The following is a 26,994-nucleotide window of genomic DNA, read 5'->3' as shown; positions in this document are numbered from 1 at the left end:
CGCGCCGCCGTACGGCGGGACCGCGCCGCCCCATCGGTGTGTCGCCGTGCCGGCGGGGGACGTTTCCCGGGCACGACCGTCCACCCGCCGCCAAAGGTTTCCCATGCGATTGCGCAACGCCACCGCCCTCGGCGCCACCGTCGCCGTCGCCGTACTCGCGCTCGGCGCGGCCGCCCCGCCCCACACGGGGACGCGGGCCGACGGGACCGGGGCCTTCGAGGCCGCCGCCCCCGACCGGCAGCCCACCTGCGGCAGCCCCTCCGCCGCCGACTTCCCCATCCGCACCCGCATCAGCGGCGGCCCCGCCGCCTACCGCCCCGGCGGCGGCTTCCACACGTGGACCGTCCAGCTCACCAACACCACCACCGAACCGTGCGGCAACATCCACCCCGTCATCGTCTTCACCGACCGCACCCGCACCCTGAAGCCCGGCCAGGTGCAGCTCGAGTTCTACGGGGAGGGCGGCAGCGGCGGCCGCCAGTACCCGGTCACCGTGGAGCAGACCGACGAGAGCGAACTCGTCGGCGTCCTGGACGACGACCGGGGCATCGGCGCCGACCGCTTCCGCGGCTTCACCGTCCCGCCCGGCCGGACCGTCACCGTGCCCGTCCGGCTCGCCTTCACCTCCGACGCCCGGCCCGACACGGTGACCGCCAACGCCGCGATCGTCCAGCGGCGCGGCGGCGACGGCGACTGGGTGGGCGAGTCCGCCGACTACCGGTTCACCCTCGCGGACGAGGAGCCCGCGAGCGAGTTCGCCGAGGAGCTGCCGAGGACCGGCCGCAACGTCCTCATCGTGGCCGGCGCCTCCGTCCTCGCCTTCCTCCTCGGCGCCGGGACGCTCGCCCTCGCGGGCCGCATCCGGGACCGCAGGGGCTGACCGGCCACAGCACCGCCGGGGTCGCCGGCCCCCGGACCGCCGGGGCCGACCGGCCTCAAAACCCACGCCCCGACCGGCCACGGGACCGCAGGGGCTGACCGGCCACAGCGCGTTCACCTTCCCGTTCACCCGCGTCTGCGAACATCCGGGCCGTGGACACCATGGACTACCCCCAGGGCCAGGCACCCGGTGCGCCCGTCCGCTCCGGCATCCCGGAGCACGGCCGCATCCCCAAGTACTACGCGGTCAAGGCCCATGTCGCCGCGCTCATCGACGAGTTGGGCGAGGGGCGGGCGCTGCCGGCCGAGCGCGACCTGGCCGTGCGGTACGAGGTCTCCCGCGAGACCGTGCGCCAGGCCCTGCGCGAGCTGCTGCTGGAGGGCCGGCTGCGCCGCCAGGGGCGCGGCACGGTGGTCGCCGGGCCCAAGCTGGAACAGCCGCTGTCGCTGGCCAGTTACACCGAGGGCGTACGCCGCCAGGGCCGCCGTCCCGGCCGCAACCTCGTCACGCTCGACCGGTTCCCCTGCCCCGACGCGCTCGCCGCCGACCTCGGGACCGAGCCCGGTGAGCCGGTCTGGCACATGGAGCGCGTGCTGCTCGCCGACGACGAGCGGGTCGGCCTGGAGAGCACGTACGTCACCGAGGCCCGCGTCCCGCGCCTGGACGCCGACTTCGACCCCGACTCGTCCTTCTACGCCTACCTCCGTGAACGGCTCGGCATCTCCTTCGGCGACGCCGACGAGCGCATCGAGACCGTGCTGGCCACCCCGCGCGAGGCGCTGCTGATCGGCACCCCGCCCGCCCTGCCGATGCTGTTGCTCCACCGCCGCTCGCGGGACACGGCGGGCCGCCCGCTGGAGCGGGTGCGCACCCTCTACCGCGGCGACCGGTTCAGCTTCACCACGCGCCTCGGGTCCCAGGAGTAAGCGCACACGCCCCCGGCAGCATGTCACGGAAAGGTAACGGGTCTAGGCCAAGCTTGAGGGCGCGTTCACCGTCCCGTCGCCGGACCGACCCGCCCGCGCCACCCGCCGCCACGACCGTTTCCGGCGTGAGAGTCATCGTCGTAGGAGCCGGCGTGGTGGGCACCATGCACGCCTGGCACGCAGTGGAACGCGGCCACGAGGTCGTACAGATCGAGCGCGAGAGCGAGGCGCGCGGCGCCTCCCTCCGCAACTTCGGCCAGATATGGGTGAGCGGCCGCGCCGGGGGCGAGGAGCTTCGGACCGCCCTGCGCGCCCGGGAGCTGTGGGAGGGCATCGGCGCCCGCGTCCCGGAGCTCGGCTTCCGGCCCATCGGGTCGCTCACCCCCGTGCGCACCGACCTCGAACTGGCCGTGGCCGAGGCGGCGGTGGCCCGCCCCGACGCGGCCGCCCGGGGCTTCGGGCTGGTCACCGCCGACGAGGCCCGCGCCATCAACCCCGCCCTGCGCGGCGACTTCCGCGCCGCCCTGTGGTGCGAGCGGGACGCGGCCGTCGAGCCCCGCACCGCCCAGCTCGCGCTGCGGAAGGCCCTGGTGGCCTCCGGGCGGTACACCTTCCTGCCCGGCCGCGAGGTCCGCGACGTCGTCGGCGAGCACGCGGTGCGCGACGACCACGGGGACGTCCACACCGGCGACGTGGTCGTCCTGTGCACCGGCGCGTGGCTCGGCGGGCTCGTCCGGGAGGTCGCCGGAGACGTCCCCGTACGCCGCGTACGGCTCCAGATGATGCAGACCGCCCCGCTGGGCGAGCCGCTGACCACCTCCGTCGCCGACGCCGACAGCTTCCGCTACTACCCGGCGTACGACTCGGCCGCCCTGGAGGCCGGCCAGGCACAGGAACCGGTCGCCGCCGCGCACCGGATGCAGTTGCTGATGGTGCAGCGCCTCGACGGCGGGCTGACCATCGGCGACACCCACGAGTACGAGCACCCCTTCGCCTTCGACACCCTCGAGGACCCCTACGAGCACCTCACCCGGGTCGTCGAGTCCCTCCTCGGCCGCCCGCTGCCGCCGGTCCGCCGCCGCTGGGCCGGGGTGTACGCGCAGTGCGCCGACACCCGCCGCGTCGTCCACCGCCAGCGGGTGCGCGACGGGGTGTGGCTGGTGACGGGCCCCGGCGGACGCGGCATGACCTGCTCGCCCGCCATCGCCGAGACGACCGCGAACGACCTGGGATGGTGACCATGACGATCACACTCGTCGTCCTCGACATGGCCGGCACCACCGTCGCCGACGGCGGCCTCGTCGAGGAGGCCTTCGCCGCGGCCGCCCGCGCGGTGGGCACCGAGCCGGACGCGCACATGCTCGGCCACGTCCGCGCCACCATGGGCGAGTCCAAGATCTCCGTCTTCCGCCACCTCTTCGGCGACGAGGACCGCGCGCGGCGGGCCAACACCGCCTTCGAGGAGGCGTACGGCGCGCTCGTCGCCGCCGGTCGGATCGCCCCCGTGCCGGGCGCCGCCGACGCCGTCCGCGCACTGCGCGACCAGGGCCGCACGGTGGTCCTGACCACCGGGTTCGCCCGCGTCACCCAGGACGCCATCCTCGACGCGCTCGGCTGGCGGGACCTCGTCGGGCTGACGCTGTGCCCGGCCGACACACCCGGTGGGCGCGGCCGCCCCCACCCGGACATGGTCCTCGCCGCCCTCCTGCGCACCGGCGCGGCCGACGGCGTCCGGGACGTCGCGGTCGCCGGGGACACCTCGTACGACATGCTCAGCGGCGTACGCGCCGGAGCGGGCGTCGTCGCCGGTGTGCTGACCGGCGCGCACGACGCCGCCGCGCTGCGCGGGGCGGGCGCCACGCACGTCCTCGGCTCGGTCGCCGATCTGCCCGAGCTGCTGGCCCGGGTGGAGTCATGACCAGCGGCATCCGCTTCGATAACGTCTCGGTCGCGTACGGGGGGAACGTCGTCCTCGACTCGCTCGACCTGACCGTCGAACCCGGCGAGGTCATGGCCCTGCTCGGCCCGTCCGGCTCCGGCAAGACCACCGCACTGCGCGCCGTCGCCGGGTTCGTGCGCCCGGCCTCGGGGCGGGTGTTCATCGGCGGGCGGGACGTCACCGCCCTTCCGCCGCACCGGCGCGGCATCGGGATGGTCGTCCAGAACTACGCGCTCTTCCCGCACATGCGCGTCGAGGACAACGTGGCGTTCGGGCTGCGCGCCCAGAAGGTGCCCAAGGGCGAGATACCGGCCCGGGTCACCGAGGCGCTGGAGCTGACCGGCATGGCCGCCTACGCCCGGCGCCACCCGCGCGAGCTGTCCGGCGGCCAGCAGCAGCGCGTCGCCATCGCCCGGGCACTCGCCATCCGGCCGGGCGTGCTGCTGCTGGACGAGCCGCTGTCGGCGCTCGACGCCCAGCTCCGCTCCGGGATGCTCGCCGAACTGGCGCGGCTCCACCGCGAGCTGCCGGACGTGTCCGTCCTCTACGTCACCCACGACCAGGTCGAGGCGCTCACGCTCGCCGACCGGATCGCCGTCATGGACCGGGCACGGCTGCGGGACTGCGGCACGCCCCAGGAGCTGTACCGGCGGCCGCGTACGGAGTTCACGGCGTCGTTCGTCGGCAACGCCAACCTGCTGCCCGTGACGGTCGCACCCGGCGCCGTCCGGTTCGCCGACCGGGAGCTGAAGGTCCCCGTCCCGGCGGGCGCGGTGCCGGGCGCGGGCGCCACCCTGTGCGTCCGCCCGCACCTCGTCGGGCTGGGCGACGGCCCCAACGCCCTGCGCGGCACGCTCGCGGAGGTCCAGTGGCGGGGCGCCACGCACCGGCTGTACGTCGACGTCGGCGGCCACCGGGTGATGGCCGACCTCCGCGAGCTGCGGGACCCGCCACGCCTCGGGGCCGAGGTGACGCTGCACTTCGCGCCGGACGACGCCGTGCTGCTGGCGGCCGGGGTGACGCCATGAGCGCGCTGCCACTGCCGGCCCCGCCGGCCACGGGCGGCCGGGAGGTGAGGGGCGTACCGCGCTGGGTGTGGGCCCTGCCGCCCGTCGCGGTGCTCGGGCTGGTGTTCCTGTACCCGCTGGGGCTGGTCGTGCGGGAGTCCCTGGCGCCCGGGGCGTACGCGGACGTCTTCGCCTCCCGGGCGTTCCGGGACGCCCTGGTCACGACCGTGTGGCTGGCCGGCGGGGCTACCGCCGGGTGCCTGGTGCTCGGGTTCGCGCTCGCGCTCGTCGTCGCGTTCGTGCCGTTCCCCGGGAGCAGGGCGGTCGCCAGGTTCATCGACGTCTTCCTCTCCTTCCCCTCCTTCCTGATCACGCTCGCCCTCCTCTTCGTCTACGGCACCGTCGGCATGGCCAACGGCCTGTGGACGGACGTCACCGGGGCCGCCGAGGGGCCGTTCCGGTTCCTGACGACACCGTGGGGGGTGCTGCTCGCCGAGATCACGTACTTCACCCCCTTCGTGATGCGCCCGCTGCTCGCCGCGTTCTCCCAGCTCGACACCGCGCAGGTGGAGGTGGCGTCCTCGCTGGGCGCGGGTCCCGCGCGGATCGTCCGCCGGGTGATCCTGCCCGAGGCGCTGCCCGCCCTCGCGGCGGGCGGGAGCCTCGTCCTCGTCATGTGCCTGAACGAGTTCGGCATCGTGCTGTTCACCGGTGCCAAGGGGGTGACGACCCTGCCGATGCTCGTCTACGGCAAGGCGATCCTCGAGTCCGACTATCCGGCCGCGTGCGTCGTCGCGGTCGTCAACATCGCGATCTCCGTGGGGCTGTACGCCCTGTACCGGGTGGTGAACCGTCGTGCTGGTGCACAGCGCTAGGGGCAGGTGGGCCGCCTGGGCCCTCTTCGCCGTCCTGTTCCTGCCGCTCTTCGCGGTCCCCCTGCTGGTCGTCCTCGCCGCGTCGTTCTCCACCCACTGGTCCGGCGCCCTGCCCTCCGGCCCGACCGCCGGCCACTACGCCGCCGCCGGGCGCGGCGAGTCGCTCCAGGCGCTCACCACCAGCCTGGTCACGGCCGTGACCGCCGGCGTCCTCGCCCTCGTCGTCGGGACCTGGGCCGCCCTGGCCGCCGCGTCCCTGAAGGAGCGCGGGCGGCGGACCCTCGACGCGCTGTTCATGCTGCCCGTCGCCGTCCCTTCCGTCGTGGTCGGCCTCGCGGTCCTGGTGGCGTTCTCCCAGCCGCCGTTCCTGCTCAACGGCACCCGCTGGATCGTGATCCTCGCCCACACCGTGCTGGTGACGGCCTTCGCGTACCAGTCCGTGTCGGCGGCCCTCGTTCGCCTGGACCCGATGTACGAGCAGGCCGCCGCCGGCCTCGGCGCCCGGCCCGTCCGTGTACTGCTGCGGGTCAAACTGCCGCTCCTGCTGCCGTCCCTGAACGCGGCCGCCGGGCTCTGCTTCGCCCTGTCCATGGGGGAGCTGAGCGCCACCATGATGCTCTACCCCCCGGACTGGCTGCCGCTGACGGTGCTCGTCTTCACCGCCACCGACCGGGGCTCCCTGTTCACCGGTTCCGCCCTGGCCGTCGTCCTCATGGCGACGACCCTCCTCGTCCTGCTCGCCGTCTCCCGCGTCCGTACCCGCGCTTCCTACCGCTAGGAGAGAACGACGTCATGCTTACGCACACCACCAGGCCGCTCGCCGCCCTCACCGGCAGCCTGCTCCTCGCCGCCGCGCTCACGGGCTGCGGCTCCACCTCCACCGCCTCCGACGAGAAGGTCGTCACCGTCTACAGCGCCGACGGCCTCAAGGGCGAGAAGGGCGACGGCTGGTACGACCGGGTCTTCGAGGACTTCGAGAAGGAGACCGGCATCAAGGTCGAGTACGTCGAGGGCGGCTCCGGCGAGATGGTGCAGCGCGCCGTCCGCGAGCGGCGCAACACCCAGGCCGACGTCATCGTCACCCTCCCGCCCTTCATCCAGCAGGCCGGCTCCAAGGGCCTCCTCCAGCCCTACCGGCCGAAGGGCTCCGACCGGGTGAGCGGCGCCGACAAGGCCGCCGACGGCACCTGGACCTCCGTCGTCAAGAACTACTTCGGGTTCATCCACAACAAGAAGGAACTCCCCAAGGCCCCCACCACCTGGGAGGAGCTCCTCGGCGCCAGGTACAAGGACCGGCTCCAGTACTCCACCCCCGGTGTCGCCGGCGACGGCACCGCCGTCGTCATCAAGGCCATGCACGACTTCGGCGGCCGCGAACCCGCCATGGCGTACCTCAAGAAGCTCCAGACCAACAACGTCGGCCCGTCGTCCTCCACCTCCAAGCTCGCCCCCAAGGTCGACAAGGGGGAGCTGCTCGTCGCCAACGGTGACGTCCAGATGAACTTCGCGCAAGGCCGGTCCATGCCCAACCTCGGCATCTGGTTCCCCGCCCGGCAGGGCGGCAGGCCCACCACCTTCGCCCTCCCGTACGCCGCCGGGCTCGTCAAGGACGCCCCGCACGCCGACAACGGCAGGAAGCTCCTCGACTTCATGCTCGGTGAGCGGGCACAGCGCCAGGTCAGCGCCATCGGCGGCGGCTTCCCCGCCCGCGCCGACGTCAAGCCCGCCGACGCCAACGCCATCGCACTGGCGCGGCTGATGGAGGGCGTCGACGTCTTCGAACCCGACTGGAAGGACATCGAGGCGAACCTGCCCTCGTACATCGACGCGTGGAAGACCGCAACGGGCGGCTAGCCGACGCGAAGCCCATCGTTCACCGCACGTACCTGGTGCCCCGCGGAAGGTAGCGGAAGGATAACGGGTACGGACCAACGCCCCCGGAAACCGGGGGCGTTGGCGTGCACGTACACCCGTGCAGGCCCACACCTTCGACGGAGGAACCCCATGCCGCTCCCCGGCATATCCCGCCGCACCGTCCTCGCCGCCGGTGCCGCGACCGCGGCGACCACCGCCCTCGCCGCCGCGCCGTCCGCCCACGCCGCCGCACCCACCCTCCCCAACGGCACCAGCAGCGACAAGGTGCTCGTCGTCGGGATGGACGGACTGCGCCACGACAGGATCGACGCGGCCAACGCCCCGCACATGAAGGCGATGATGAGGGACGGCACCTACGGCCTGTCCCTGCTGTACGCCAACCCCATGGCCGCCACCTCCTCCGGCCCCGGCTGGTCGACCATCTCCACCGGCGTCTGGCCCGACAAGCACGGCGTCCGCGACAACACCTTCACGGGCAAGAACTACGGGCAGTACCCCGGCTTCCTGGCCCGCCTCGCCCAGGTGCGGCCCGCCCTGTCCACGTACGCCGCCGTCGACTGGAAGCCGCTGGACACCCAGGGCACCGTCACCCCCGGCGCCGACGCGAAACTGGTCCTCGACGGCGACCGCGACGGCTACGTCGCCCACGACGCCACCATCACCGCCGAGACCGAGTCGGTCCTGCGCGACCAGAACCCGGACGTGCTCTTCGTCTACCTGGGCAACACCGACGTCGTCGCGCACGCGGGCGGCACCGGGCAGAAGTACCTGGACGCCATCGCCGTCCAGGACGCCCAGCTCGGCCGGATGCTCGCCGCCATCAAGGCCCGCCCCACGTACGCCACCGAACGCTGGACCGTCATCGTCGCCACCGACCACGGCCACGTCGACGCGGGCGGCCACGGCGGCAGCTCCATCGAGGAGCGGCGCACCTTCGTCCTCGCCACCGGCCCCGGCATCGCGGCCGGCGCGCGCCCCCTGGACACCCGGCTCGTCGACGTCGCCGCCACCGTCTTCCACCAGCTCGGCATCACCCCCGACCCCGCCTGGGGACTGGACGGCAAGCCGATCCAGCAGCGCTCCACCGACCCCTTCGACACCCTCCAGTCCGCCCTGACGCAGCGCGTCGACGAGACCGGCATCCCCGCGGGCGTGCTCGGCTTCACCCACACCCCGCCCAGCGGCTGGTCCGTCATCAACAGCGCCATGGGCACCGGCGGCATGACCGAGTGGCGCGGCTGGTCCTTCGCCACCGACGAGTTCTGGAGCCGCACCCAGCGCGACCAGCAGCGCGAGCTCAACGTCCGCGCCCGGGGCGTCTTCGCGGTCGCCGACTCCGACGAATGGGCCGACAAGTCCTTCTCCGGTACGTACGACTCGACCCTGGTCAGCCCCGCGTACGCGGTCGGCGGCAGCACGAGGGCCACGCTCGAATTCACCACCCTCTACCGGCAGGAGGGCAGCCAGCGGGCCGAGGTCCTCGCCTCCTTCAACGGCGGCACGCCCGTCCTCGTCAGGAGCTACACCTCCGACGTCATCTCGCAGCACCAGTCCCTGAGCGTCGCCGTCCCCTCCGGCGCCTCCAGCGTCAGCTTCCGGTTCCGCTACACCGGGGCCAACAACTGGTACTGGACCATCGACGGGGTCAAGGTCACGGCTTCCTGATTAGGCTTGGGGGCGTCGCCACAGCGCTGTCGCGGCGTCCCCAGCACGCATGCACGAACCTGTACGGCAGGAGTCCCGCCCCATGGCAGAGCGCAAGCCGATCGAATCCTGGCTCACCGACATGGACGGCGTCCTCATCCACGAGGGCGTTCCCATCCCCGGCGCCGACGCCTTCATCAAGAAGCTGCGGGATACAGAGAAGCCCTTCCTGGTCCTCACCAACAACTCCATCTACACCGCCCGCGACCTGCACGCCCGCCTCGCCCGGATGGGCCTGGACGTGCCCGTGGAGAACATCTGGACCTCCGCCCTGGCCACCGCCCGGTTCCTGGACGACCAGCGGCCCGGCGGCACCGCGTACGTCATCGGCGAGGCCGGGCTGACCACCGCGCTGCACGACATCGGCTACATCCTCACCGACCACGACCCGGACTACGTGGTGCTCGGCGAGACCCGCACCTACAGCTTCGAGTCCCTCACCAAGGCGATCCGGCTGATCAACGGCGGCGCCCGGTTCATCTGCACCAACCCCGACGAGACCGGCCCCTCCACCGAGGGCCCGCTGCCCGCCACCGGATCGGTGGCCGCCCTGATCACCAAGGCCACCGGCAAGGACCCGTACTTCGCGGGCAAGCCGAACCCGCTGATGATGCGGACCGGGCTGAACGCCATCGGCGCCCACTCCGAGACCAGCGCCATGATCGGCGACCGGATGGACACCGACGTGCTGGCGGGGCTGGAGGCGGGCATGGAGACCTTCCTCGTCCTCACCGGGCTCACCACCCCGGCCGACGTGGACCGCTACCCGTTCCGCCCCTCCACGGTCGTCGACTCGATCGCCGATCTGGTCGAACGCGTCTGATCCCCCGTACGGCCCATCGGCCCAGGTCAGGACGCCCGATCGGGTGAAGGACCGGGCGGTCGCGACCCCCCTGCGGATGCGGAAACCGGCGAACGGGGTGAATCTTCAGTGCAGGAGGTTCACGATGCGTTCAGCTCTGTTTGCTCTCCGTGCCGCGGGGGCGGCCACCGCCCTCGTACTGTCGGCCGCGGGGGCCGCGTACGCCGGTGACGGCGAGGAGCACGGCCGGAAGGAGCACGACCGGAAGGTCACCGCCCTGGTCGTGCCGGCCACCACCCAACCCGGCGGTGACGTGGACATCCAGGTCCACGGCTGCCACGGCAAGCACGGCTCGGTGCGGTCCAGGGCCTTCGTCGCGGACGCCGAGCTCTCCGGCCGGGAGGGCAAGGGCGGGCCGCTGCACGGCGACACCACCGTCAAGTCCCACCTGGACTCCGGTACGTACCCGCTCACCGTCCACTGCGACGGGCGGGACCACCACGACGCCGGGACCGTCCACGTCACCCACCACGCGCCGCCCACCCCCGTCGCCCCGGTCAGGGCCGGTGGCGGGGGCACCGCCGTGCTGGCCGCCGACGCCCCGAGGGGCGGCACCGAGGAGCAGGGGCCCAGCACCCCGCACACCGTGATCGGCCTGGTGCTGGCGGGCGTCGCGGCCGTCGCCGTCGCGCTGCGCAGCACGCGCCGCCGTCGCCGTACCCGCGCGGACTGACCGTGTCCTCCGCACGGCACCCCGCCGGACACGGCCGGCTGCTCACCGGTGTGGCCTGGGCCCTGCTGCTGCTGGGCCTGTGGCTGTGGGGCAAGGACATCACGGCCGGCCCCGGCGGCCTGTCCGCCCCCACCACCGGAGACGTCGCCGCCGTCGGCCGCCCCCTGGGCGTCCCGCTGCCGCCGGCCCGCCCGCCGATGGAGCCGGCTGCGCCCGAGCGCCTGGAGGTCCCCTCGCTGGGGATCACCGCCCCGGTCGTCCCGCGCGGCCTGGACACGGCGGGCGCGATAGACCCGCCCCCGTACGAGCGGGCGCAGACCGTCGGCTGGTTCGCCGGCGGGGCGAAGCCCGGCACGGACGGCGCCGCCCTCTTCGTCGGCCACGTCGACACCGAGACGGAACAGGCGGTCTTCTACGGCCTGAGCTCCGCCCGCCCCGGCGAACGGATCAGGGTGGAGCGCGCGGACGGGTCGGTCGCCGAGTTCACCATCGACGACGTGCGGGTCTTCGACCGGCGCGACTTCGACCCGAGGAAGGCGTACGGGCAGCGGCAGCCCGGCCGCGCGGAACTGCGCCTGATCACCTGCGGCGGCACCTTCGACCGCGCGTCCGGCGCTTACACGGCGAACGTCGTCGTCTCCGCGTACCTCAGCGGGGGCACCGCGGCCGCCTGAGGCCGCACCACCGGACCCGGCCGACGGCCCCTCCCCGGCCGCACCGGGGACCCCACCCCCGGGCCGTCGACCGGGCCGGCCCTCGACCGCGTGACCCCGGACTGCGGGAGAAGCCCGGCATCGCGCGGGAGGCCGGGGATGGTCCGGCAAGTTCCCGCACACTGTAGGGCGCCGCACGGACCCGTTCCAGGGGCCCTCCGGCGGGCTGTCGCGATCCGGCCGCGCACGGGTGACGGGGGAGCGGTGTCCGGGGCGGCCGCCCTCGTGGCTTTCCGGACACGTGTGTCAGGATGGATTCGACCGGGTTGTCCGGGAGGGGGCACCTGGGGGGTGGCCCCGCAGACAGTGCGCCCAAGGGGGAGTGGATGTACGGCAGTTGCACCGGACGCGCCCGTGTGAGGGCGGTCGCGGTGGGGGCGGGAGCGGTGGCGGCATTGCTGCTGGCGGGCTGTACCTCCCCCGACGCCGGCGGCGGGAAGCCGGAGGCCGCACCGGGCGTGAGCCAGCAGCCCAAGGCCACCGACCCGTTCTGGGTCAATCCCGGCAGCAAGGCCGCCCAGCAGGTGGCCAGTTATGTCCGGGACGGCAAGAAGCAGGACGCCGAGCTCATCAGGAAGATCGCCTCCCAGCCGGTGGGCGAATGGGTCGGCACGGAGCAGCCGGAGGAGGACGCCCGGGGCTTCACCGAGGCCGCCGCGAAGGCGGACCGGGACGCCGTGCTGGTCCTCTACAACATCCCGCACCGCGACTGCGGCCAGCACTCCGCGGGCGGCGCCGCCGACGGCAACGCCTACCGGGCGTGGCTGGACAAGGTCGCCAAGGGCATCGGTGACCGGCGCGCCACGGTGATCGTGGAGCCGGACGCCGTGATGCACATGGTGGACGGCTGCACCGAGGACCAGTACCACGAGGAGCGGTACGACCTCCTCAAGGGCGCCGTCAAGCGGCTGAAGCAGTTGCCGAACACCAAGGTGTACCTGGACGCGGGCAACGCCGGCTGGGGCAAGCCGGACCAGATCTTCGAGCCGCTGATCTGGGCGGGCGTGGGGGAGGCGGACGGCTTCGCGGTCAACGTGGCCAACTTCCAGACCACCGCGGCCAGCAAGGAGTACGGCAAGAAGGTCTCGGCGAAGGTCGGCAACAAGCCGTTCGTCATCGACACCAGCCGCAACGGCAACGGCCCCTACACCGGCGGCGACCCGGCCGAGAACTGGTGCAACCCGCCGGGCCGCGCCCTCGGCGAGACGCCCACGACGAAGACGGGCGACCCGCTGGTCGACGCCTACCTGTGGATCAAGCGCCCGGGTGAGTCGGACGGCGACTGCAAGGGCGGACCGAAGGCCGGGGACTGGTTCCCGGAGTACGCCCTCGAACTGGCCCGCAACACCAAGTGAGACGAGGGGCGCCCCCGCCGGGGGCGCCCCTCGTTCGCGTTGGGGCCGCTTACGGCACCTCGACCCACACCGCCTCGGACGGCGTGCCCTTGTCGTCGGTGACGAAGAGCATGTACCAGCCGGACGGGACGAGGGCCCGGTTCTTCGGGACGGTGACCTCGATGCCCTTGGCGGTCTTCTTCATCTCCAGCGCGATCGAGCGCTGGTCGACGTCGGTGACGTGCGTGACGGCGCTGGGCCGCATCAGCTTCGCCGTCTTGATCTTCGCCGCGTCCGGGGTCTCGAACACCCCGCTCGCACCGCGCCGGAGCTTCTTCGGGCCGCCGGTGATCGTGGGCTTGGCGTCCCGGAAGAGGTAGGGCGGGGTGTAGATCTCGATGCGCTGCTCGAAGACGCCCGGCTTGGTGTTGGCGGCGTCGGCGAAGAGCGAGTCCGAGCCGAAGATCATCACGCGGCCGTCGGGCAGCAGCACCGAGCCGGAGTGGTAGTTGCGGCCCACCTGCGGGTCGGCGACGCGGGTGTACGCGCCCGTCTTCGGGTCGTACGTCCGCGCCTCCAGCACGTTGGAGTCGCTGCGGCCCCGGTAGTCCTCCGAGCCGCCGGTGACCAGGACGGTGTCGTCCGGCATCAGCGAGGCGCTCGGGTAGCGGGTGCCCCGGTCGAGGGAGGCGCCGTCCTTGAAGCGCGGGCTGGGGTCCTTCAGGTCGACCAGCCGGGACTTCTCGCTGGACTCCTGGGACTCGCCGACCCCGCCGCCGCCGATCACCATGAACCGCTGGTCCTGGGCGGGCGGCAGCATGACCGTCGCGGAGGTCTCCATCCGGTCCGCGTCGCTCAGGCCGGGGATCTTGTCGAACTTGTTGGTCTCCAGGTCCCAGATGCCCGGGTCACGGCCGACGTCGGCGGGCCCGTACCCGGCGTTGGAGCCGGAGTAGAACAGCTTGCCGTTGTCCATCAGGAAGATGGCGGGGTACGTCGGGAAGCGGCGCTCGATCCCGGTGTACTCCCACGTCTTGGTCTTCGGGTCGTAGATCTCGTCCTTGCCGGGGACGATCTGCCCGATCTCGTCGAGGCCGGACAGCGCGAGGACCTTGCCGTCCTTGAGCGTGGTGAGCGTCGGGTACCAGCGCGCCTCGTTCATCGGGTCGACCTTGACGTACTTCTCGGCGACCGGGTCGAACTCGAAGGCGTCCTTGATGCCCTGGAAGTCCTTCTTGTCCAGGGCGAGCTTCTGCGCCATGCCGTAGACGTTGCGGGCGTCGGTGCCCTTGAGGCCCTCGACCTTGTAGTTGTCCTCGGTGCCGGTCTCGAACTCCTTGCCCGACTCCTCGGCCTCGACGTAGATCCGGCCCAGGCCCGGCTGGGTGCGCAGGAAGCGGCCGGTGGTCTTGTCGAAGATCTTCTCGGCCTTCTCCACCAGGATCGGGTCCTTGGAGACGAACGTCTTGCCGTTGGCCTTGCCGGTGAACTTCGTCCCGGCCGGCAGGGTGATCGGCTTGTCCGGGTCCTCGTTGTGGACGATCATCAGGCCGCCGGCCTTGGTGACGTCACCCTTGAGCTTCTCGTACCGCTTGGTGCCGCCCGCGACCAGCAGCTTCCCGTCGGGAAGCTGGGTGTGCCCGGAGCAGAACATGTCCTTGGGCGTCTCGATCTTCTTGAACTTGTTCGTCTTCGGGTCCCACAGGACCGACTCGAACTTGTTCGCGTCGAAGTTCTTCTGGTTGTTGCCGGAGCCCGCGATCAGCAGCACCTTGCCGGTGTGCAGCAGCGCCGCGTGGATGGTGTTGATCCGGAACTCGGAGGGGACGTCGAGGAAGTCCCAGTGGCCGTTGGCGGCCTTGTACTCCGGCTTGTTGATCTTGTAGTCGTGGTACTTCTCCGAGCCGTACCGGTACAGGGCCGGCCCATTGAACCCGGCGACCACAGCAACCACCGCCGTGCCTATCAGGATGCGACGGGCGCGGTTCCTCCGGTGGTTCGGCCGGACGGGCAGGCTGCTCATTTGTTACGTCCCCCAAGGGCGATCTGCATGGTGTCGTTCTGCTCGGCCCAGCTCGGCTTGGCCTGCGGCGCGTGGTCCGCGGCCGGTGCGGGCTGCTGCGACGGCTCTCCGTGCCGGGCCGGGCGCTTCTTCTCCTGGCGCAGCATGTACCGCCAGGCGAAGATCGGTGTCGCGGTGATCAGTGTGGCGAACGACGCCCAGATGATCATGGCGGGGTGCGAGTGCCCGAAGGCGAAGCCGGCGGCCATCGAGGCGCCGAAGATCCCGATGAAGTACCAGTGGTACCGGAAGGTCGCGAACCACCGGTCCGGGCTCGCCGAGTCGCCCTTGGGGGTGACGACGAACTTGCTCTTGCGGCGCAGCGCGGAGTCGACCAGCGCCTTGGCGTAGAGCGGCGCGGACAGCGCGGACATCACCATGCCGGCCACACCGCCCGAGCCCTCCGGCTCGTGCGGGGAGACGTTGTGCCGGCGGTTCCAGACGTACAGGCCGATCTGGAGCGCCGAGGCGTTGCCGTAGAGCATCAGCCACACGGTCGGGTCGATGTTCACACCCGAGGCGCCCAGGCCCAGGAACAGCGCGCAACTGAGGGCCGCGAGGATCCAGTTCAGGGCGGACATCGGGTAGAAGATGATCATCATCGTGTAGTTGAAGAGCTTGCTCGGCGGCAGCGAGTACCAGCCCTTCCAGTACTGCTTGAGGATCGTCTCGTACGTTCCCCGCGACCAGCGCATCTGCTGGGTGAAGAAGTCCGTCCAGGCGCTGGGGCCCTCACCGACGGCCAGCACGTCCGGGGTGTAGACCGAGCGCCACTTGTTGCCCGTCGCCGGGTTCTTGTGGCGGTGGATCTCGAAGCCGGTCGCCATGTCCTCGGTGATCGAGTCGTACAGGCCGCCGATCTGCTTCAGCGCCCTGATGCGCACGGCGTTCGACGTGCCGACGAACATGGGCGCGCCGTAGCGGTTGCCGGCCCGCTGGATCAGCGCGTGGAAGAGGAACTGCTGCGACTCGGCGGCCTTGGTGACGAAGTTGTCGTAGTTGCCGTAGACCTGCGGGCCGATGACGAAGCCGACGTCCGGGTCCCGGAAGAAGCCGAGCATCCGCTCCAGGTAGTTGGGCAGCGGCACGTGGTCGGTGTCGACGGAGGCGAAGAAGTCGTAGTTGTCGCCGTGCGCGTCCAGCCAGGCGTTGTAGTTGCCGTGCTTGGTCTTGGCGCGGTGGGGACCGGAGGGCTGGTTCCACTTCGCGATGCCCTTGCGGGAGAAGTGGTGCACGCCGAGGCGCTCGCAGACGGCCTTGACCTCGGGGTCGTTGCCCTCGTCGAGCAGCCAGACGTGCATCAGACCGCGGTGCCGGATCTTGACGGCGGCCTCCAGCGTCTTCGTCACCATCTCCAGGGGCTCCTTGCCCGGGACGAAGGAGGTGAGGAAGGCGACCCGGGTGCCGGACTCCGGCACGACCGGGACGGGGTCGCGGGCGACCAGCGTCGCGTGCGCGTTCGACAGGACGTTCATGCAGCGGAAGAACTCGATCAGGCCGATCGAGACGAGCATCACCATGTCGAGCGCGGGCAGCCAGTCGAAGGCCGGGTAGTCCCGCTCGGTCCAGTGCGAGGGCTGGAGCAGCCAGACCAGCAGCACCAGCGACAGCACCGGGGCGGCGGCCAGCATCAGGGCGATCCGGATGCGGTGCGGCTCCTGCGAGATCAGCGAGCGGTACTGCACCTTGTACGGCTTGTTGGCGTCCGGCTGGGTGAGGGGACCGGCGAGCCTGCTGTAGTGCTCGTAGTCGTACCGGGGCAGCGGCTTCGCGGCGGCGCGCTGCCGGGGTCCGCCGGTCCGGAGCTGCGGGGGAACCCGGAGCTGGGTGGTCCTGGACGGGTCGTTGTCCTGCCGGGCGCCGGTCGGCGTCGACGTCATGAGTCTTCCCCCCGCACGCATGCTGACTGCGTGATTGGTCGTGTCGTTTCCGTCCGGAGCGCGCGATCCCCCCTTGGACCGGCGTGTCCCGACGCACCAGTGGCAGGCCACCGTCCCTGTAGACAGAGAAAGACGACCTTCCGGTTGCATGATGCCTGTCACGGCATCTCTCCGTGAACGGGGCCCCCACCCCGCGGTTCCCGCAGTCGGAGCGTCCCCCAGGACCGCTCTCAACTGCACGAACCTCATGCCCCCTTGAGGGGCATTGGCTCCAGGATAGGGTCTACGCCCGCCACACTTGATCGCAAGGGTGAAACGGACTGTTTACCGGGCATACGCGCGGTTTGGGTGGCCTCCGGGAGTGGTGGTACGACTGAGGCCCCCTCACCCGTGGTGAGGGGGCCTCGGCCTCGCGTGCGCCGCCAGGGACTCGAACCCCGGACCCGCTGATTAAGAGTCAGCTGCTCTAACCAACTGAGCTAGCGGCGCCTGCTGACCTGCGTAACTCTACCCGATGTCCGGGGGTGCTCCGCACCGTCCCGGCTCCGCGTCCGGGAACCGCGCGGGCCACCGCGGTGATCTTTGGCGCCTGCCCCCGGCCTGTCGGCGGGCCGTTTTTTCCCTTCCAACCGTCAAAATGCGACATGTCGTGACAGTTGAGACACTGGCGCCCGTACCGCAGCACCGGGAGACCCTGGAGGGGAACCGCATGGCCGCACCGGTCTTCGAGGAGTACGAGCCCGCCGCCGACTGCCCCTGCACCGGCTGCGCCCGCCGGCGGCGCGAGACGGCCCTGCGCCTCGCCGTGCGGGCCGGCGGCCACCCCGCCGCGCACGGCGCACGCCGCGCCCTGGTCCTGGTCACCGCCGCCGGGGTGGCCCTCGGCGGCGGAACGCTCGCCGCCGCCCACCCGGCCGGCCCCTCCGGCCCCTCCGGCCCGGTCGGCCCCGCGGGCCACGGGCGCGACCGGGACGACCCGGACGCCGCCACCCCGCAGGGCGGCACCGGGCCGCTGCACGGCCGGCCGCACGCCGGGCCGTCGGCCTCCCACGCCTCGGCCCCGGCCGCCCTGCGCCCCGCCACCCGGACCGAGATCATCAACCGCGCCAAGCGCTGGGTCGCCGCGAAGGTCCCCTACTCCATGGAGAAGTACTGGACGGACGGCTACCGCCAGGACTGCTCCGGTTTCGTGTCGATGGCCTGGAACCTCGCCGGCAACGAATGGACCGGCACCCTGGACCGCTTCGGCACCCGGCTGGACCGCTCCGAGCTCCAGCCCGGCGACATGCTGCTCTTCCACAACCCGGCCGACCCCAGCCGCGGCTCGCACGTCACCCTCTTCGGCGGCTGGACCGACCACACGCGCACCTTCTACACGGCCTACGAGCAGACCCGGCCGCACGCCCGCAGGCTGGCCACCCCGATGGCGTACTGGAACAACTCCGGCCGCTACGTCGCCTACCGCTACAAGGGGCTGACCGGCGGCACCCTCGGCAACCCCGGCGCTCCCGGCACCTCCGTGGCCTACCCCGGCCGGGCGTCCTTCGGGCCGGGCGCCGACAACCGGCACGTCACGCGACTGGGCAGCATGCTCGCCGAGCGGGGCGGCGGGCGGTTCTACCGCTCCGGGCCGGGACCCCGCTGGACGGAGGCGGACCGCGAGGCGACCCGCGCCTTCCAGCGGGCGCAGGGCTGGACCGGGCGGGACGCGGACGGGCTGCCCGGCCCGGACACCTGGCGGCTGCTGGTCACCGGGCGGGGCCGCGACATTCCGCCGGGCCCCGGCGCGGCCGCCTCGGCGCCCGCGTTCCCCGGCCGCGCCCACTTCCGGCCGGGGCGGTCCGGCCCGCACGTCGAGCGGCTGGGGCGCCAGTTGGTGAAGCGGGGCTTCGGCGCCCACTACCGCTCCGGGCCGGGGCCGCGCTGGACGGAGGCCGACCGGCGCAACGTCCAGGCGTTCCAGCGGGCCCAGGGCTGGCGCGGGGCGGCGGCCAACGGCTACCCGGGGCCGGAGACCTGGCGCCGGCTCTTTGGATGAACGACCACGAGGAGGCAGGGTTGAGTACGGCGACGCCGGAGGGTGGCGGGGCGACGACCGGTCGGCGCGTCCCGGTGATCGGGAACGAGACCACCGGGCCGATCCCGGTGCATCTGCTGTTCCGGGACGACGGCACGGCGGACCCGGGGGCCCCGGACACCGGTCCGGTCACGGTCGTACGGGACCGCGCGCACGGCGACACGGCCGGCCCGGCGGGGTCGGCAAGGGTTGCGAGGGCGGGGGCAGCCGACCCGGCGAGGGCGGCGGGGGCCGGTGGGGCGGTGGTCGCCCAGGCCGAACCCGTGGCGCCCGGCGCCCCATCGGTTCCGGCGGCCCCGGCCGCCCCGCTGATCCCGGCCGCCCCGGCCGGGGCGGCGGCCGTGGGGGCGGTGCGGGTGCCCGCGCCGGCGCGGCGGGCCGGGCCGGCCGCCGACCCCGGGCTGGTCGAGCGGCCCGGGCCGGTGCTGCCCGGGTGGGCCGGGGCGGCGGCCGGGGCGGTCGCGCTGGCGGGGTGCGCGGCGCTGCTGTGGTGGACCGGGGCGGTGCCCCCGCCGGTGACCGGCATGCTGGGGCTGCCGTCACGCCCGTACCGGGGCATCCCGCTCGGGATCTGGGCGGTGCTGGCGCTGGGCGTGCTGGTGGTGCTGTTCGCGTTCGGCGGGCTGGTGCGGGGGAGGGTCGGGTACGCGTGGGTCCTCACCCTCTTCGGTGACTACCGGGGCAGTGTGCGGCGCACGGGGCTCATGTGGGTGAGCCCGCTGCTGCTGCGGCGCCGGGTCGACGTACGCCTGCGGCACTGGCGCAGCGAGCCGCTGCCGGCCGTCGACGCCAACGGCACCGCGCTGCGGGTGGTGGTGCTGGTGGTGTGGCGCATCCGGGACACCGTGCGGGCGGTCCTGGGGGTGGCGGACCACGAGCAGTACCTGCGCGAGCAGGTGGAGGCGGCGATGGCCCGGGTGCTGTCGCAGCTTCCGGCCGACGCTCCTTCCGCCCCGGGCGCGGGAGCCCCCCTCGACGAGGACGCGCTGACGCTGCGCGACGCGGAGGTGGTGGGGGAGGCGCTGACGCGGATGCTGTCGGCGGAGTGCGCCCCGGTCGGCATCGACGTCTTCTCGGCGCAGCCGACGCGGATCGAGTACGCGCCAGAGATCGCGGCCGCGATGCAGCGCCGCAGGGTCGCGGCGATCGACGCCAAGCACCGGGACACGGTGCTCACGTCGGTGGTGGACGCGGTGGACGACATGGTCCACCGGCTGACCACGCGTGGTCTGGTCGAGCTGGACGACTACGACCGCAAGGCGCTGGTCAAGGACCTGACGGTGGCGTTCTACACGGGCAGGAGTGGTCCGGTCGAAGGCCCGTGATTGGTATGGACATGTTCAACTCCTGTCCATACATTGGAACTTGGTCTAGACCGGATCCCCATCCGTGGTGCCACCGGCACCACACGCACGCGTGCGGCACGGCTCATGGAACTTCCCCCACGTCCACCTGGAGCAACAGCATGCGACACAAGATAGGCACGGCCGTGGTGGCCCTCGGCGTGGCCGGGGCCTCCCTCATGGCCACCAGCAGCGCCAGCAGCCACGGCTACACCGACTCCCCGATCAGCCGTCAGAAGCTGTGTGCCAACGGCACCGTGACCAACTGCGGCAACATCCAGTGGGAGCCGCAGTCGGTCGAGGGCCCCAAGGGCTTCCCGGCCGGCGGGCCCGCCGACGGCAGGATCTGCGCCGGCGGCAACGGGCAGTTCGCCCAGCTCGACGACCCGCGCGGCGGCAACTGGCCCGCCACCAGGGTGACCGGCGGCCAGAGCTTCACCTTCCGCTGGCAGTTCACCGCCCGGCACCGCACCACCGACTTCAAGTACTACATCACCAAGAACGGCTGGAACCGCACCGCGCCGCTCACCCGCGCGGCCCTGGACCCCCAGCCGTTCCTGACCGTCCCGTACAACGCCCAGCAGCCGCCGTCCACGCTCTCGCACCAGGGGACGATCCCCAGCGGCAAGACCGGCAAGCACCTGATCCTCGCCGTCTGGACGGTCGCGGACACGACGAACGCCTTCTACGCCTGCTCGGACGTGCAGTTCTGACGGACGGGCAGGGGCGAGCCGCCCGCAGGTGGTAGGGCCTGCCATACCCCGCGTACACCCGCTGGGGCCATGGTGGCGCCGTGGGCCCGGCGCCTACCGTGATCCCCATGGATCCCCGTACGCCCTGGCAGGCTCTGACCAGGGGTGACTACCTGCGTGGCGGCTGGCCCTGGCGGTCGGCCGGCTACCTGGCGAGCGGTGTGCTCGTCGGCGTGGCCGTGCTGGCCGTCCTGCTGGTGCTGGCCGCCTTCTCCCTGCTGCTCGTCGGCGTGCCCCTGCTGCTGCTCGCCGGGGTCGCCCTCGGCGGCGCCGAGCGGTGGCGGCTGCGGCTCGTGGACGCCGAGCCGGCCGCCGATCCGCACCGGACACCCGACGAGCCGGGGCTCGCCGCCTGGCTGCGGGTCCGGGTGCGGGAGCAGGCCACCTGGCGGGAGCTGGCGTACGCGCTGCTGCTCGGCTGCGTGCTGTGGCCCCTGGAGGGGCTCGCCCTCGCGGTGGCCCTGGGCGCGCCGCTCGCACTGATGACGACGCCCGTGCAGCTCGCCCTGGACGGGCAGGAGGTGCGGGTGCTCAAGGGCCCGCTGGTCACGACCTACCCGGTGGCGTGCGCGGCCGCCCTCGCCGGGCTGGCCCTGCTGCCCGCCCTGCTGTATCCGCTCGGCGCCCTGGCCGGTGCCCGCGCCGCGCTGACCCGGCTGCTCCTCGCGCCCCGCGACACGGAGCTGCGCCGCCGCATCGGCGAGGTCACCCGCTCGCGCGCCCGCCTGGTCGCCGCGTTCGAGGCCGAGCGCCGCCGCATCGAGCGCGACCTGCACGACGGCGCCCAGCAGCGGCTGGTCGCCCTGACCATGACCCTCGGGCTCGCCCGGCTCGACGCCCCGCCCGGTCCGCTCGCCGACCAGCTCGCCAAGGCCCATGACGAGGCCGGCCGGGTCCTCACCGAGCTGCGGGAGCTGATCCACGGCATCCACCCGCAGGTCCTCGCCGACTACGGCCTGGGTGCCGCACTGACCGACGCCGCCGACCGGTCGGCCGTCCCGGTGGCCACCGACCTCGACCTGCCGCGCCTGCCGCCGCCCGTGGAGAGCGCCGCGTACTTCGCGGTCTGCGAGGCGCTCACCAACATCGGCAGGCACAGCGGCGCCACCCGCGCCCGGCTCACCGCCCGGCACGGCGGCGAGCTCCTCCGCATGGAGGTGGAGGACGACGGCACGGGCGGGGCGGACGCCTCCCGGGGCACCGGTCTGACCGGCTTGGCCGACCGGATCGCCGTTCTCGATGGCAGACTGGCGATCATCAGCCCGAAGGGCGGGCCGACCGTGCTGCGAGTGGAGATCCCGTGCCAAGCCCTCTGCGGATAGTCCTGGCCGAGGACAGTGTGCTGCTGCGCGAGGGGCTGACCGGCCTCCTCGCACGCTTCGGCCATGAAGTCGTCGCGGCGGTCGGGGACGCGGCCGCCATGCAGGGCGCGGTCGCCGAGCACGACCCGGACGTCGTGGTCACCGACGTGCGGATGCCGCCCGGCTTCCGCGACGAGGGTCTGCGCGCGGCCGTCGCACTGCGCGCCGAGCGCCCGGCCCTGCCGGTGCTGGTCCTCAGCCAGTACGTCCAGCGGGCGTACGCCGCCGAGCTGCTGGACTCGGGCGACGGCACCGGCGTCGGCTACCTGCTCAAGGACCGGGTCGGGCAGGTCGAGGAGTTCCTGGAGGCGCTGACCCGGGTCGCGGCCGGCGGCACCGTGGTCGACCCGGAGGTCGTCCGCCAGTTGCTGCGCCGCCACCGTGATCCCCTGGAGGCCCTGACACCGCGTGAGCGGGAGGTGCTCGCCCTGGTGGCCGAAGGTCACTCGAACGGCGCCATCGCCCGGCGGCTGACGGTGACCGAGGCGGCGGTCGGCAAGCACATCGGCAACATCCTGGGGAAGCTGGACCTGCCCCCGGCCGAGGACACCCACCGCCGGGTCCTCGCCGTCCTGGCCTTCCTCCGCGCCTGACCGCGCGGCCGCCTCGCCACCTGACCGCCTCGCCGCACGACCGCCTGACCGCACGAACGGCGCGGTCCGGAACACGGGCGCACGAAAAAGCCCCCCGCTTTCGCGAGGGGCTTTTCCCGTCTGTGCGCCGCCAGGGACTCGAACCCCGGACCCGCTGATTAAGAGTCAGCTGCTCTAACCAACTGAGCTAGCGGCGCCTGCTGACAGAGTTAATACTACCTGGTCCGAGAGGTGCTTCCGACCACTGGGGCGTGATCCGGCTCACAGTCCACCCCCGCGAGGTTTAGAGCGCCAGCGAGAGCACCACGGGTGCCGCCCTGCGGTTGAGCGCGTCCGCCGCCGAGCGCAGCCGGTGGGCGTGCTCGATCGGGAGCGACAGCGCGAGGCAGCCGACCGCCGACCCGGCCGTCAGCGGCACGGCCGCGCAGACCGTGCCCACGGCGTACTCCTGGAGGTCGAGCACCGGGACGGTCGGCGGCTGGCTGTCCAGCTTGGAGAACAGCACCTTCTCGCTGGTGATCGTCCGGGACGTGAGCCGGGCGATCTTGTGGCGGGAGAGGTGGTCCCGGCGGCCGTTCTGGTCGAGCTGGGTCAGCAGGCACTTGCCGACCGCGCTGGCGTGCGCGGCCGACCGGAAGTCGACCCACTCGTTGACCTTGGGCGTGTGCGGACCGTCGGCCATCTGGGTGATCTTCACCTCGCCGTCGATGTACCGGCTGATGTAGACGGCGGCACCGACGGAGTCGCGCAGCTCGGTGAGGGTGTCCTGGAGCTTGTTCTGGAGGGCCTCGCGGCGCGTGGCACCCGAGCCCAGCAGGACCAGGGAATCGCCGACGACGTAGGCGCCGTCGCTGACCTGCTCGACGTACCCCTCGCGGCGCAGCATCAGCAGCAGCGGGGTCAGGTGACCCGCCGGGAGCCCCGTCTCACGTGCGATCTGGACGTCGGTCACCCCACCGCCGTGCCTGGAGATCGTTTCGAGTACACGCAGGGCGTACTGCACCGAATGGAACGGCGCGGTCGGCTCGGGCTTCAGCGCCACGGTTTCCCCCTACCAGGTTGTGACCGCAAGCTTCCGTACCACGATAGCCGCCAAGAGCCGTTTCGTGGGCTCCTGTTGACAAGAAACTGTCCCGCCCCACACGCATACGCTGGGGCGGGACACGGGGGCATATGCCCATGGCACACTTCCGGCCGGTAACCAGAGGTCAGAGGACCGCACCGAGGAAGTCGCGCGTACGTTCGTGCTCCGGATCGGTGAAGATTCTCTCCGGTGAACCGGACTCGATGACCTTGCCCGCGTCGAACATGAAGACCTCGTCCGAGATGTCACGGGCGAAGCTCATCTCGTGGGTCACGCAGAGCATGGTGATGTCCCTGGTGCGGGCGATGTCCCGCAGCAGGTCCAGCACCCCGGCGACCAGTTCGGGGTCGAGCGCGGACGTCACCTCGTCCAGCAGCAGCACCTTCGGCCGCATCGCCAGGGCGCGGGCGATGGCCACCCGCTGCTGCTGGCCGCCGGAGAGCTGGGCGGGTCTGGCACCGCACTTGTCGGCCAGCCCCACCAGGTCGAGCAGCTCCCGGGCGCGCTCCTCGGCCTCGTCCCGCTCCAGGCCGAGCACCCGCACCGGGGCCTCGGTGATGTTGCGCAGCACGGACATGTTGGGGAAGAGGTTGAACTGCTGGAAGACCATGCCGATCTTCTTGCGGGTCTCGCGCCGCTGCTTGTCGTCGGCCGGGAAGAGCTGACCGCCGTTCACCCGGATGGTCCCCGAGTCGGGGCGCTCCAGGGTCATCAGCATCCGCAGGATCGTGGTCTTGCCGGAGCCGGACGGTCCGATGAGCGTGACGTGCCGGCCCTCCTCGACCGAGAAGCACAGGTCGTCCAGGACGGTGTTCTCGCCGAAGCGCTTGCTGACGTTCTCGAAACGGATGAGTTCACTTGACAAGGCGGCGCTCCAGGGACCGTACGAAGAGGGAAGCCGGGTAGGCGACGAGGACGAAGGCGACACCGACGACCGTGAGCGGCTCGGTGTACTGGAAGGTGGACGCGCTCTCCAGCCGCGACTGCTGGAGCAGCTCCAGCACGCTGATCCCGGCCAGCAGCGGGGTGTCCTTCAGCATCGCGATGACGTAGTTGCCGAGCGCCGGCGCGATCCGCCGCAGCGCCTGCGGCAGGATCACCGCGGACCAGGTGCGGTGGGCGGGCAGGCTCAGCGCGGTGGCCGCCTCCCACTGCCCGGCGGGCACGGCGTCGATGCCGGCCCGGTAGACCTGCGCGGTGTACGTCGAGTAGTGCAGCCCGATGGCGAGGGTGCCGGTGGTCAGCGCCGAGAACTGCACCCCCCACTCGGGCAGGACGAAGAAGAGGAAGAAGAGCTGCACCAGCAGGGGCGTGTTGCGGATGAACTCGGTCACCACGTGCACCGGCCACCGCACCAGACGGCTCGGCGCCCGGAAACCGGCCGCCCACACCAGCCCCAGCGTGAAGGAGATCAGCGAGCCGAGAACGAGCACCTGGAGGGTGACCAGCAGCCCGTCCCAGAAGCGCGGCATGAAGTCCCAGACAGCGGACCAGTCCCAGGTCACTTGACCACCACCCCCAGGTTGGCCTTGGTCTTCCGCTCGAGGGCCTTCATGGAGCGGGTGATGACGAACGCGATCACGAAGTAGATCACCAGGATGAGGGAGTAGATCTGCGCGCTCTCCTGGGTGGCGAGGCGCACCAGATACGCGGCGAAGGACACGTCACCGACCCCGAGCAGCGACACCAGCGCCGTGCCCTTGAGCAGTTCGACGAGCAGGTTGCAGAAGCTCGGGATCATCTCGGGCACCGCCTGCGGCAGGACCACCAGCCGCATCCGCTGCCACGGCGTGAAGCTGAGCGCGACGCCCGCCTCCCGCTGCGCCCTGGGGACGGAGTTGAGCGCGCCGCGCACGATCTCGGCGCCGTACGCCCCGTACGACAGGCCGAGCGCGAGGACAGCCGCCCACATCGGCACGAGCTGCCAGCCCAGCAGCGGCGGTACCACGAAGAACAGCCAGAACATCAGGATCAGCGCCGACGTGCCGCGGAAGACCTCCGTGTACGCGCCCGCCAGGAAGCGGACGAACAGGGAGCGGTGGGTGCGGGCCATGCCGACGGAGAAGGCGACCAGCGCGCCGAGCGCGGCGCTGCAGACCAGGAGCTGGATGGTGATCCAGATGCCGGGCAGTACCCAGTTCTGCCAGAGTCCGGCGGTCATCGGCACAGCTCCTCGGCGGTGAGGGTGGTCATCTCGGCCTCCGTGAAGCCGAAGGGCCGCAGGATGCGGAAGAGCTCACCGCTCTTCCTCATCTTGTGGATCTCGGCGTTGAAGGCGTCGCGCAGCTCCGTGTCGGTGGGACGGAAGGCGAAACCGCCGCCGTCGATCGTCTTCTCGCCGTCCATGACGGCCGCGAACGGAGCGGTGGCCTCGGCCCTGGCGCTCTTCCTCACCACCTCACGGGCCGTCAGCGCGGTGCCCGCGAACACGTCCACCCGGCCGGACTCGACGGCGTTCAGCCCGGCCACCTGGTCCTGGAGAATGACGATGTCCTTCTCGGGGTACCCGGCCGCCACGGCGTGGTCGATCTGCGCGTAGCCGGTGCCGGTGGCGAACCGGGCCCGGGCGCGCACCACGTCCTCGTACGACCGGAGGTTCTTGGGGTTGCCCTTGCGGACGACGAAGGAGTCGAGCATCTGGTACTCGGGGTCGGAGAAGATGACCTGCGCGCAGCGCTCCTTGGTGATGTACATCCCGGCCGACACGACGTCGAACTGCTGGGAGTTGAGGCCGGGTATGAGGGAGGCGAAGTCGGTCGCGACCGGCTGGATGCGGTCCACTCCCAGCCGTTTGAAGACCACCCTGGCCAGCTCCGGCGCCTCACCGGTGAACTCGCCCCGCTCGTCGACGTACCCGTAGGGCACCTCGCCGGCGATGCCGAGGCGGACGGTGCCCTGGGATCTGAGCCGGTCCAGGACGTCGCCGGACGCGACGCGGGCGCAGCCGGTGGTGGCGGCGCCCACCGCCGTCGCGGCGGAGCCCAGCAGGAGGGTGCGCCGCCGCAGCGGGCCTGTTCTGAGTCGACGAGCTGTTCGAGCCATGGGCGCGCCGCT

The 26,994-nt window shown here is 72.2% G+C and carries 25 protein-coding genes and 2 tRNA genes; 18 read left to right on the top strand and 9 right to left on the bottom strand.

Annotation, left to right across the window (positions count from 1 at the left end; translation table 11 throughout):
- Positions 1-103 precede the first annotated feature (103 nt).
- The 13 genes from E2B92_RS16540 (at position 104) to E2B92_RS16480 (ending at position 12,809) form a co-directional block, all read left to right on the top strand.
- The gene (locus tag E2B92_RS16540; protein WP_126887325.1) at positions 104-880 is read left to right on the top strand and encodes a hypothetical protein; all 777 of its coding nucleotides are present in this window, start codon (positions 104-106) and stop codon (positions 878-880) included.
- A 161-nt stretch (positions 881-1,041) separates the two neighbouring features.
- The gene (locus tag E2B92_RS16535) at positions 1,042-1,806 is read left to right on the top strand and encodes a GntR family transcriptional regulator (RefSeq protein ID WP_126887328.1); all 765 of its coding nucleotides are present in this window, start codon (positions 1,042-1,044) and stop codon (positions 1,804-1,806) included.
- A gap of 125 nt (positions 1,807-1,931) precedes the next feature.
- A complete protein-coding gene (locus tag E2B92_RS16530; protein ID WP_126887324.1) occupies positions 1,932-3,044 on the top strand; it encodes a TIGR03364 family FAD-dependent oxidoreductase in 1,113 nt (370 codons plus the stop codon).
- Positions 3,045-3,046: 2 nt separating this feature from the next.
- Positions 3,047-3,724, top strand: a complete 678-nt coding sequence (locus E2B92_RS16525; RefSeq protein ID WP_235023849.1) for a phosphonatase-like hydrolase — start codon at positions 3,047-3,049, stop codon at positions 3,722-3,724.
- Complete coding sequence (locus E2B92_RS16520; protein WP_126887322.1) at positions 3,721-4,773, top strand: ABC transporter ATP-binding protein; 1,053 nt, start codon at positions 3,721-3,723, stop codon at positions 4,771-4,773. The genes E2B92_RS16525 and E2B92_RS16520 overlap by 4 nt, the downstream gene beginning before the upstream one ends.
- The gene (locus tag E2B92_RS16515) at positions 4,770-5,627 is read left to right on the top strand and encodes a 2-aminoethylphosphonate ABC transporter permease subunit (RefSeq protein ID WP_126887321.1); all 858 of its coding nucleotides are present in this window, start codon (positions 4,770-4,772) and stop codon (positions 5,625-5,627) included. The genes E2B92_RS16520 and E2B92_RS16515 overlap by 4 nt, the downstream gene beginning before the upstream one ends.
- Positions 5,608-6,405, top strand: coding sequence for an ABC transporter permease (locus tag E2B92_RS16510; RefSeq protein ID WP_126887320.1), 798 nt, complete (start codon positions 5,608-5,610; stop codon positions 6,403-6,405). The genes E2B92_RS16515 and E2B92_RS16510 overlap by 20 nt, the downstream gene beginning before the upstream one ends.
- A 14-nt stretch (positions 6,406-6,419) precedes the next feature.
- Positions 6,420-7,481 (top strand): 2-aminoethylphosphonate ABC transporter substrate-binding protein, encoded by a 1,062-nt coding sequence (locus tag E2B92_RS16505; RefSeq protein WP_126887319.1) that lies wholly within the window; start codon positions 6,420-6,422, stop codon positions 7,479-7,481.
- Positions 7,482-7,631: 150 nt separating this feature from the next.
- A complete protein-coding gene (locus tag E2B92_RS16500; RefSeq protein WP_126887318.1) occupies positions 7,632-9,167 on the top strand; it encodes an alkaline phosphatase family protein in 1,536 nt (511 codons plus the stop codon).
- A gap of 82 nt (positions 9,168-9,249) precedes the next feature.
- On the top strand, positions 9,250-10,029 hold the full coding sequence (locus tag E2B92_RS16495; protein ID WP_126887317.1) for an HAD-IIA family hydrolase: 780 nt from the start codon (positions 9,250-9,252) through the stop codon (positions 10,027-10,029).
- 124 nt (positions 10,030-10,153) lie between these two features.
- Positions 10,154-10,741 carry a hypothetical protein gene (locus tag E2B92_RS16490; protein ID WP_185923659.1) on the top strand — a complete coding sequence of 196 codons (588 nt, stop codon included), beginning with the start codon at positions 10,154-10,156 and terminating at the stop codon, positions 10,739-10,741.
- A gap of 2 nt (positions 10,742-10,743) precedes the next feature.
- Positions 10,744-11,415, top strand: coding sequence for a class F sortase (locus E2B92_RS16485; protein ID WP_126887316.1), 672 nt, complete (start codon positions 10,744-10,746; stop codon positions 11,413-11,415).
- Between the two features lie 365 nt (positions 11,416-11,780).
- On the top strand, positions 11,781-12,809 hold the full coding sequence (locus E2B92_RS16480; protein WP_126887315.1) for a glycoside hydrolase family 6 protein: 1,029 nt from the start codon (positions 11,781-11,783) through the stop codon (positions 12,807-12,809).
- 49 nt (positions 12,810-12,858) lie between these two features.
- Here E2B92_RS16480 and E2B92_RS16475 read toward each other — a convergent pair whose 3' ends face one another.
- The 3 genes from E2B92_RS16475 to E2B92_RS16465 all read right to left on the bottom strand — a co-directional run bounded on the left by E2B92_RS16475 (position 12,859) and on the right by E2B92_RS16465 (position 17,219).
- Entirely contained in the window at positions 12,859-14,811 is a 1,953-nt protein-coding gene (locus tag E2B92_RS16475) for a galactose oxidase-like domain-containing protein (protein WP_126887314.1), read from the bottom strand.
- Positions 14,808-16,730, bottom strand: coding sequence for a glycosyltransferase family 2 protein (locus E2B92_RS16470; protein WP_126887313.1), 1,923 nt, complete (start codon positions 16,728-16,730; stop codon positions 14,808-14,810). The genes E2B92_RS16475 and E2B92_RS16470 overlap by 4 nt, the downstream gene beginning before the upstream one ends.
- A gap of 415 nt (positions 16,731-17,145) precedes the next feature.
- Positions 17,146-17,219: transfer RNA gene (locus E2B92_RS16465), tRNA-Lys, on the bottom strand.
- 220 nt (positions 17,220-17,439) lie between these two features.
- On the opposite strand from E2B92_RS16465, the gene E2B92_RS16460 reads away from it, so the two are divergent.
- From E2B92_RS16460 to E2B92_RS16440, 5 genes are all read left to right on the top strand, one after another.
- The gene (locus tag E2B92_RS16460) at positions 17,440-18,768 is read left to right on the top strand and encodes a peptidoglycan-binding protein (protein ID WP_126887326.1); all 1,329 of its coding nucleotides are present in this window, start codon (positions 17,440-17,442) and stop codon (positions 18,766-18,768) included.
- 20 nt (positions 18,769-18,788) lie between these two features.
- A complete protein-coding gene (locus E2B92_RS33810) occupies positions 18,789-20,132 on the top strand; it encodes an SPFH domain-containing protein (RefSeq protein ID WP_443070283.1) in 1,344 nt (447 codons plus the stop codon).
- A 140-nt stretch (positions 20,133-20,272) separates the two neighbouring features.
- On the top strand, positions 20,273-20,863 hold the full coding sequence (locus E2B92_RS16450; RefSeq protein ID WP_126887505.1) for a lytic polysaccharide monooxygenase auxiliary activity family 9 protein: 591 nt from the start codon (positions 20,273-20,275) through the stop codon (positions 20,861-20,863).
- A gap of 107 nt (positions 20,864-20,970) precedes the next feature.
- The gene (locus E2B92_RS16445; RefSeq protein ID WP_126887506.1) at positions 20,971-22,224 is read left to right on the top strand and encodes a sensor histidine kinase; all 1,254 of its coding nucleotides are present in this window, start codon (positions 20,971-20,973) and stop codon (positions 22,222-22,224) included.
- Positions 22,203-22,856, top strand: a complete 654-nt coding sequence (locus tag E2B92_RS16440; protein WP_126887507.1) for a response regulator — start codon at positions 22,203-22,205, stop codon at positions 22,854-22,856. The genes E2B92_RS16445 and E2B92_RS16440 overlap by 22 nt, the downstream gene beginning before the upstream one ends.
- A 123-nt stretch (positions 22,857-22,979) precedes the next feature.
- Here E2B92_RS16440 and E2B92_RS16435 read toward each other — a convergent pair.
- The 6 genes from E2B92_RS16435 to ehuB all read right to left on the bottom strand — a co-directional run bounded on the left by E2B92_RS16435 (position 22,980) and on the right by ehuB (position 26,982).
- Positions 22,980-23,053, bottom strand: a tRNA-Lys gene (locus E2B92_RS16435).
- Between the two features lie 86 nt (positions 23,054-23,139).
- Positions 23,140-23,898, bottom strand: a complete 759-nt coding sequence (locus E2B92_RS16430; RefSeq protein WP_126887508.1) for an IclR family transcriptional regulator — start codon at positions 23,896-23,898, stop codon at positions 23,140-23,142.
- 166 nt (positions 23,899-24,064) lie between these two features.
- Positions 24,065-24,805, bottom strand: coding sequence for an ectoine/hydroxyectoine ABC transporter ATP-binding protein EhuA (ehuA, locus tag E2B92_RS16425; protein ID WP_126887509.1), 741 nt, complete (start codon positions 24,803-24,805; stop codon positions 24,065-24,067).
- The gene (gene ehuD, locus E2B92_RS16420; protein ID WP_126887510.1) at positions 24,795-25,445 is read right to left on the bottom strand and encodes an ectoine/hydroxyectoine ABC transporter permease subunit EhuD; all 651 of its coding nucleotides are present in this window, start codon (positions 25,443-25,445) and stop codon (positions 24,795-24,797) included. Before ehuD ends, ehuA begins: the two co-directional genes overlap by 11 nt.
- On the bottom strand, positions 25,442-26,101 hold the full coding sequence (gene ehuC, locus E2B92_RS16415) for an ectoine/hydroxyectoine ABC transporter permease subunit EhuC (RefSeq protein ID WP_126887511.1): 660 nt from the start codon (positions 26,099-26,101) through the stop codon (positions 25,442-25,444). Before ehuC ends, ehuD begins: the two co-directional genes overlap by 4 nt.
- A complete protein-coding gene (ehuB, locus tag E2B92_RS16410; protein WP_126887512.1) occupies positions 26,098-26,982 on the bottom strand; it encodes an ectoine/hydroxyectoine ABC transporter substrate-binding protein EhuB in 885 nt (294 codons plus the stop codon). The genes ehuC and ehuB overlap by 4 nt, the downstream gene beginning before the upstream one ends.
- Positions 26,983-26,994 lie beyond the last annotated feature (12 nt).

The organism is Streptomyces sp. WAC05374 (genome assembly GCF_004353505.1).
Lineage (GTDB): Bacteria > Actinomycetota > Actinomycetes > Streptomycetales > Streptomycetaceae > Streptomyces.
This window is presented reverse-complemented; position numbering and strand designations above follow the sequence as displayed.

Bases quoted from the DNA above. Each gene is read 5' to 3' on its own strand.
- E2B92_RS16535 (WP_126887328.1), top strand. From the start codon at position 1,042: ATGGACTACCCCCAGGGCCAGGCACCCGGTGCGCCCGTCCGCTCCGGC.
- E2B92_RS16505 (WP_126887319.1), top strand. From the start codon at position 6,420: ATGCTTACGCACACCACCAGGCCGCTCGCCGCCCTCACCGGCAGCCTG.
- E2B92_RS16495 (WP_126887317.1), top strand. From the start codon at position 9,250: ATGGCAGAGCGCAAGCCGATCGAATCCTGGCTCACCGACATGGACGGC.
- ehuB (WP_126887512.1), bottom strand. From the start codon at position 26,982: ATGGCTCGAACAGCTCGTCGACTCAGAACAGGCCCGCTGCGGCGGCGC.
- E2B92_RS16480 (WP_126887315.1), top strand. From the start codon at position 11,781: ATGTACGGCAGTTGCACCGGACGCGCCCGTGTGAGGGCGGTCGCGGTG.
- E2B92_RS16525 (WP_235023849.1), top strand. From the start codon at position 3,047: ATGACGATCACACTCGTCGTCCTCGACATGGCCGGCACCACCGTCGCC.
- E2B92_RS16475 (WP_126887314.1), bottom strand. From the start codon at position 14,811: ATGAGCAGCCTGCCCGTCCGGCCGAACCACCGGAGGAACCGCGCCCGT.
- E2B92_RS16520 (WP_126887322.1), top strand. From the start codon at position 3,721: ATGACCAGCGGCATCCGCTTCGATAACGTCTCGGTCGCGTACGGGGGG.
- E2B92_RS16470 (WP_126887313.1), bottom strand. From the start codon at position 16,730: ATGACGTCGACGCCGACCGGCGCCCGGCAGGACAACGACCCGTCCAGG.
- ehuC (WP_126887511.1), bottom strand. From the start codon at position 26,101: ATGACCGCCGGACTCTGGCAGAACTGGGTACTGCCCGGCATCTGGATC.
- E2B92_RS16540 (WP_126887325.1), top strand. From the start codon at position 104: ATGCGATTGCGCAACGCCACCGCCCTCGGCGCCACCGTCGCCGTCGCC.
- E2B92_RS16460 (WP_126887326.1), top strand. From the start codon at position 17,440: ATGGCCGCACCGGTCTTCGAGGAGTACGAGCCCGCCGCCGACTGCCCC.
- E2B92_RS16490 (WP_185923659.1), top strand. From the start codon at position 10,154: ATGCGTTCAGCTCTGTTTGCTCTCCGTGCCGCGGGGGCGGCCACCGCC.
- E2B92_RS16445 (WP_126887506.1), top strand. From the start codon at position 20,971: ATGGATCCCCGTACGCCCTGGCAGGCTCTGACCAGGGGTGACTACCTG.
- E2B92_RS16500 (WP_126887318.1), top strand. From the start codon at position 7,632: ATGCCGCTCCCCGGCATATCCCGCCGCACCGTCCTCGCCGCCGGTGCC.
- E2B92_RS16450 (WP_126887505.1), top strand. From the start codon at position 20,273: ATGCGACACAAGATAGGCACGGCCGTGGTGGCCCTCGGCGTGGCCGGG.
- E2B92_RS16515 (WP_126887321.1), top strand. From the start codon at position 4,770: ATGAGCGCGCTGCCACTGCCGGCCCCGCCGGCCACGGGCGGCCGGGAG.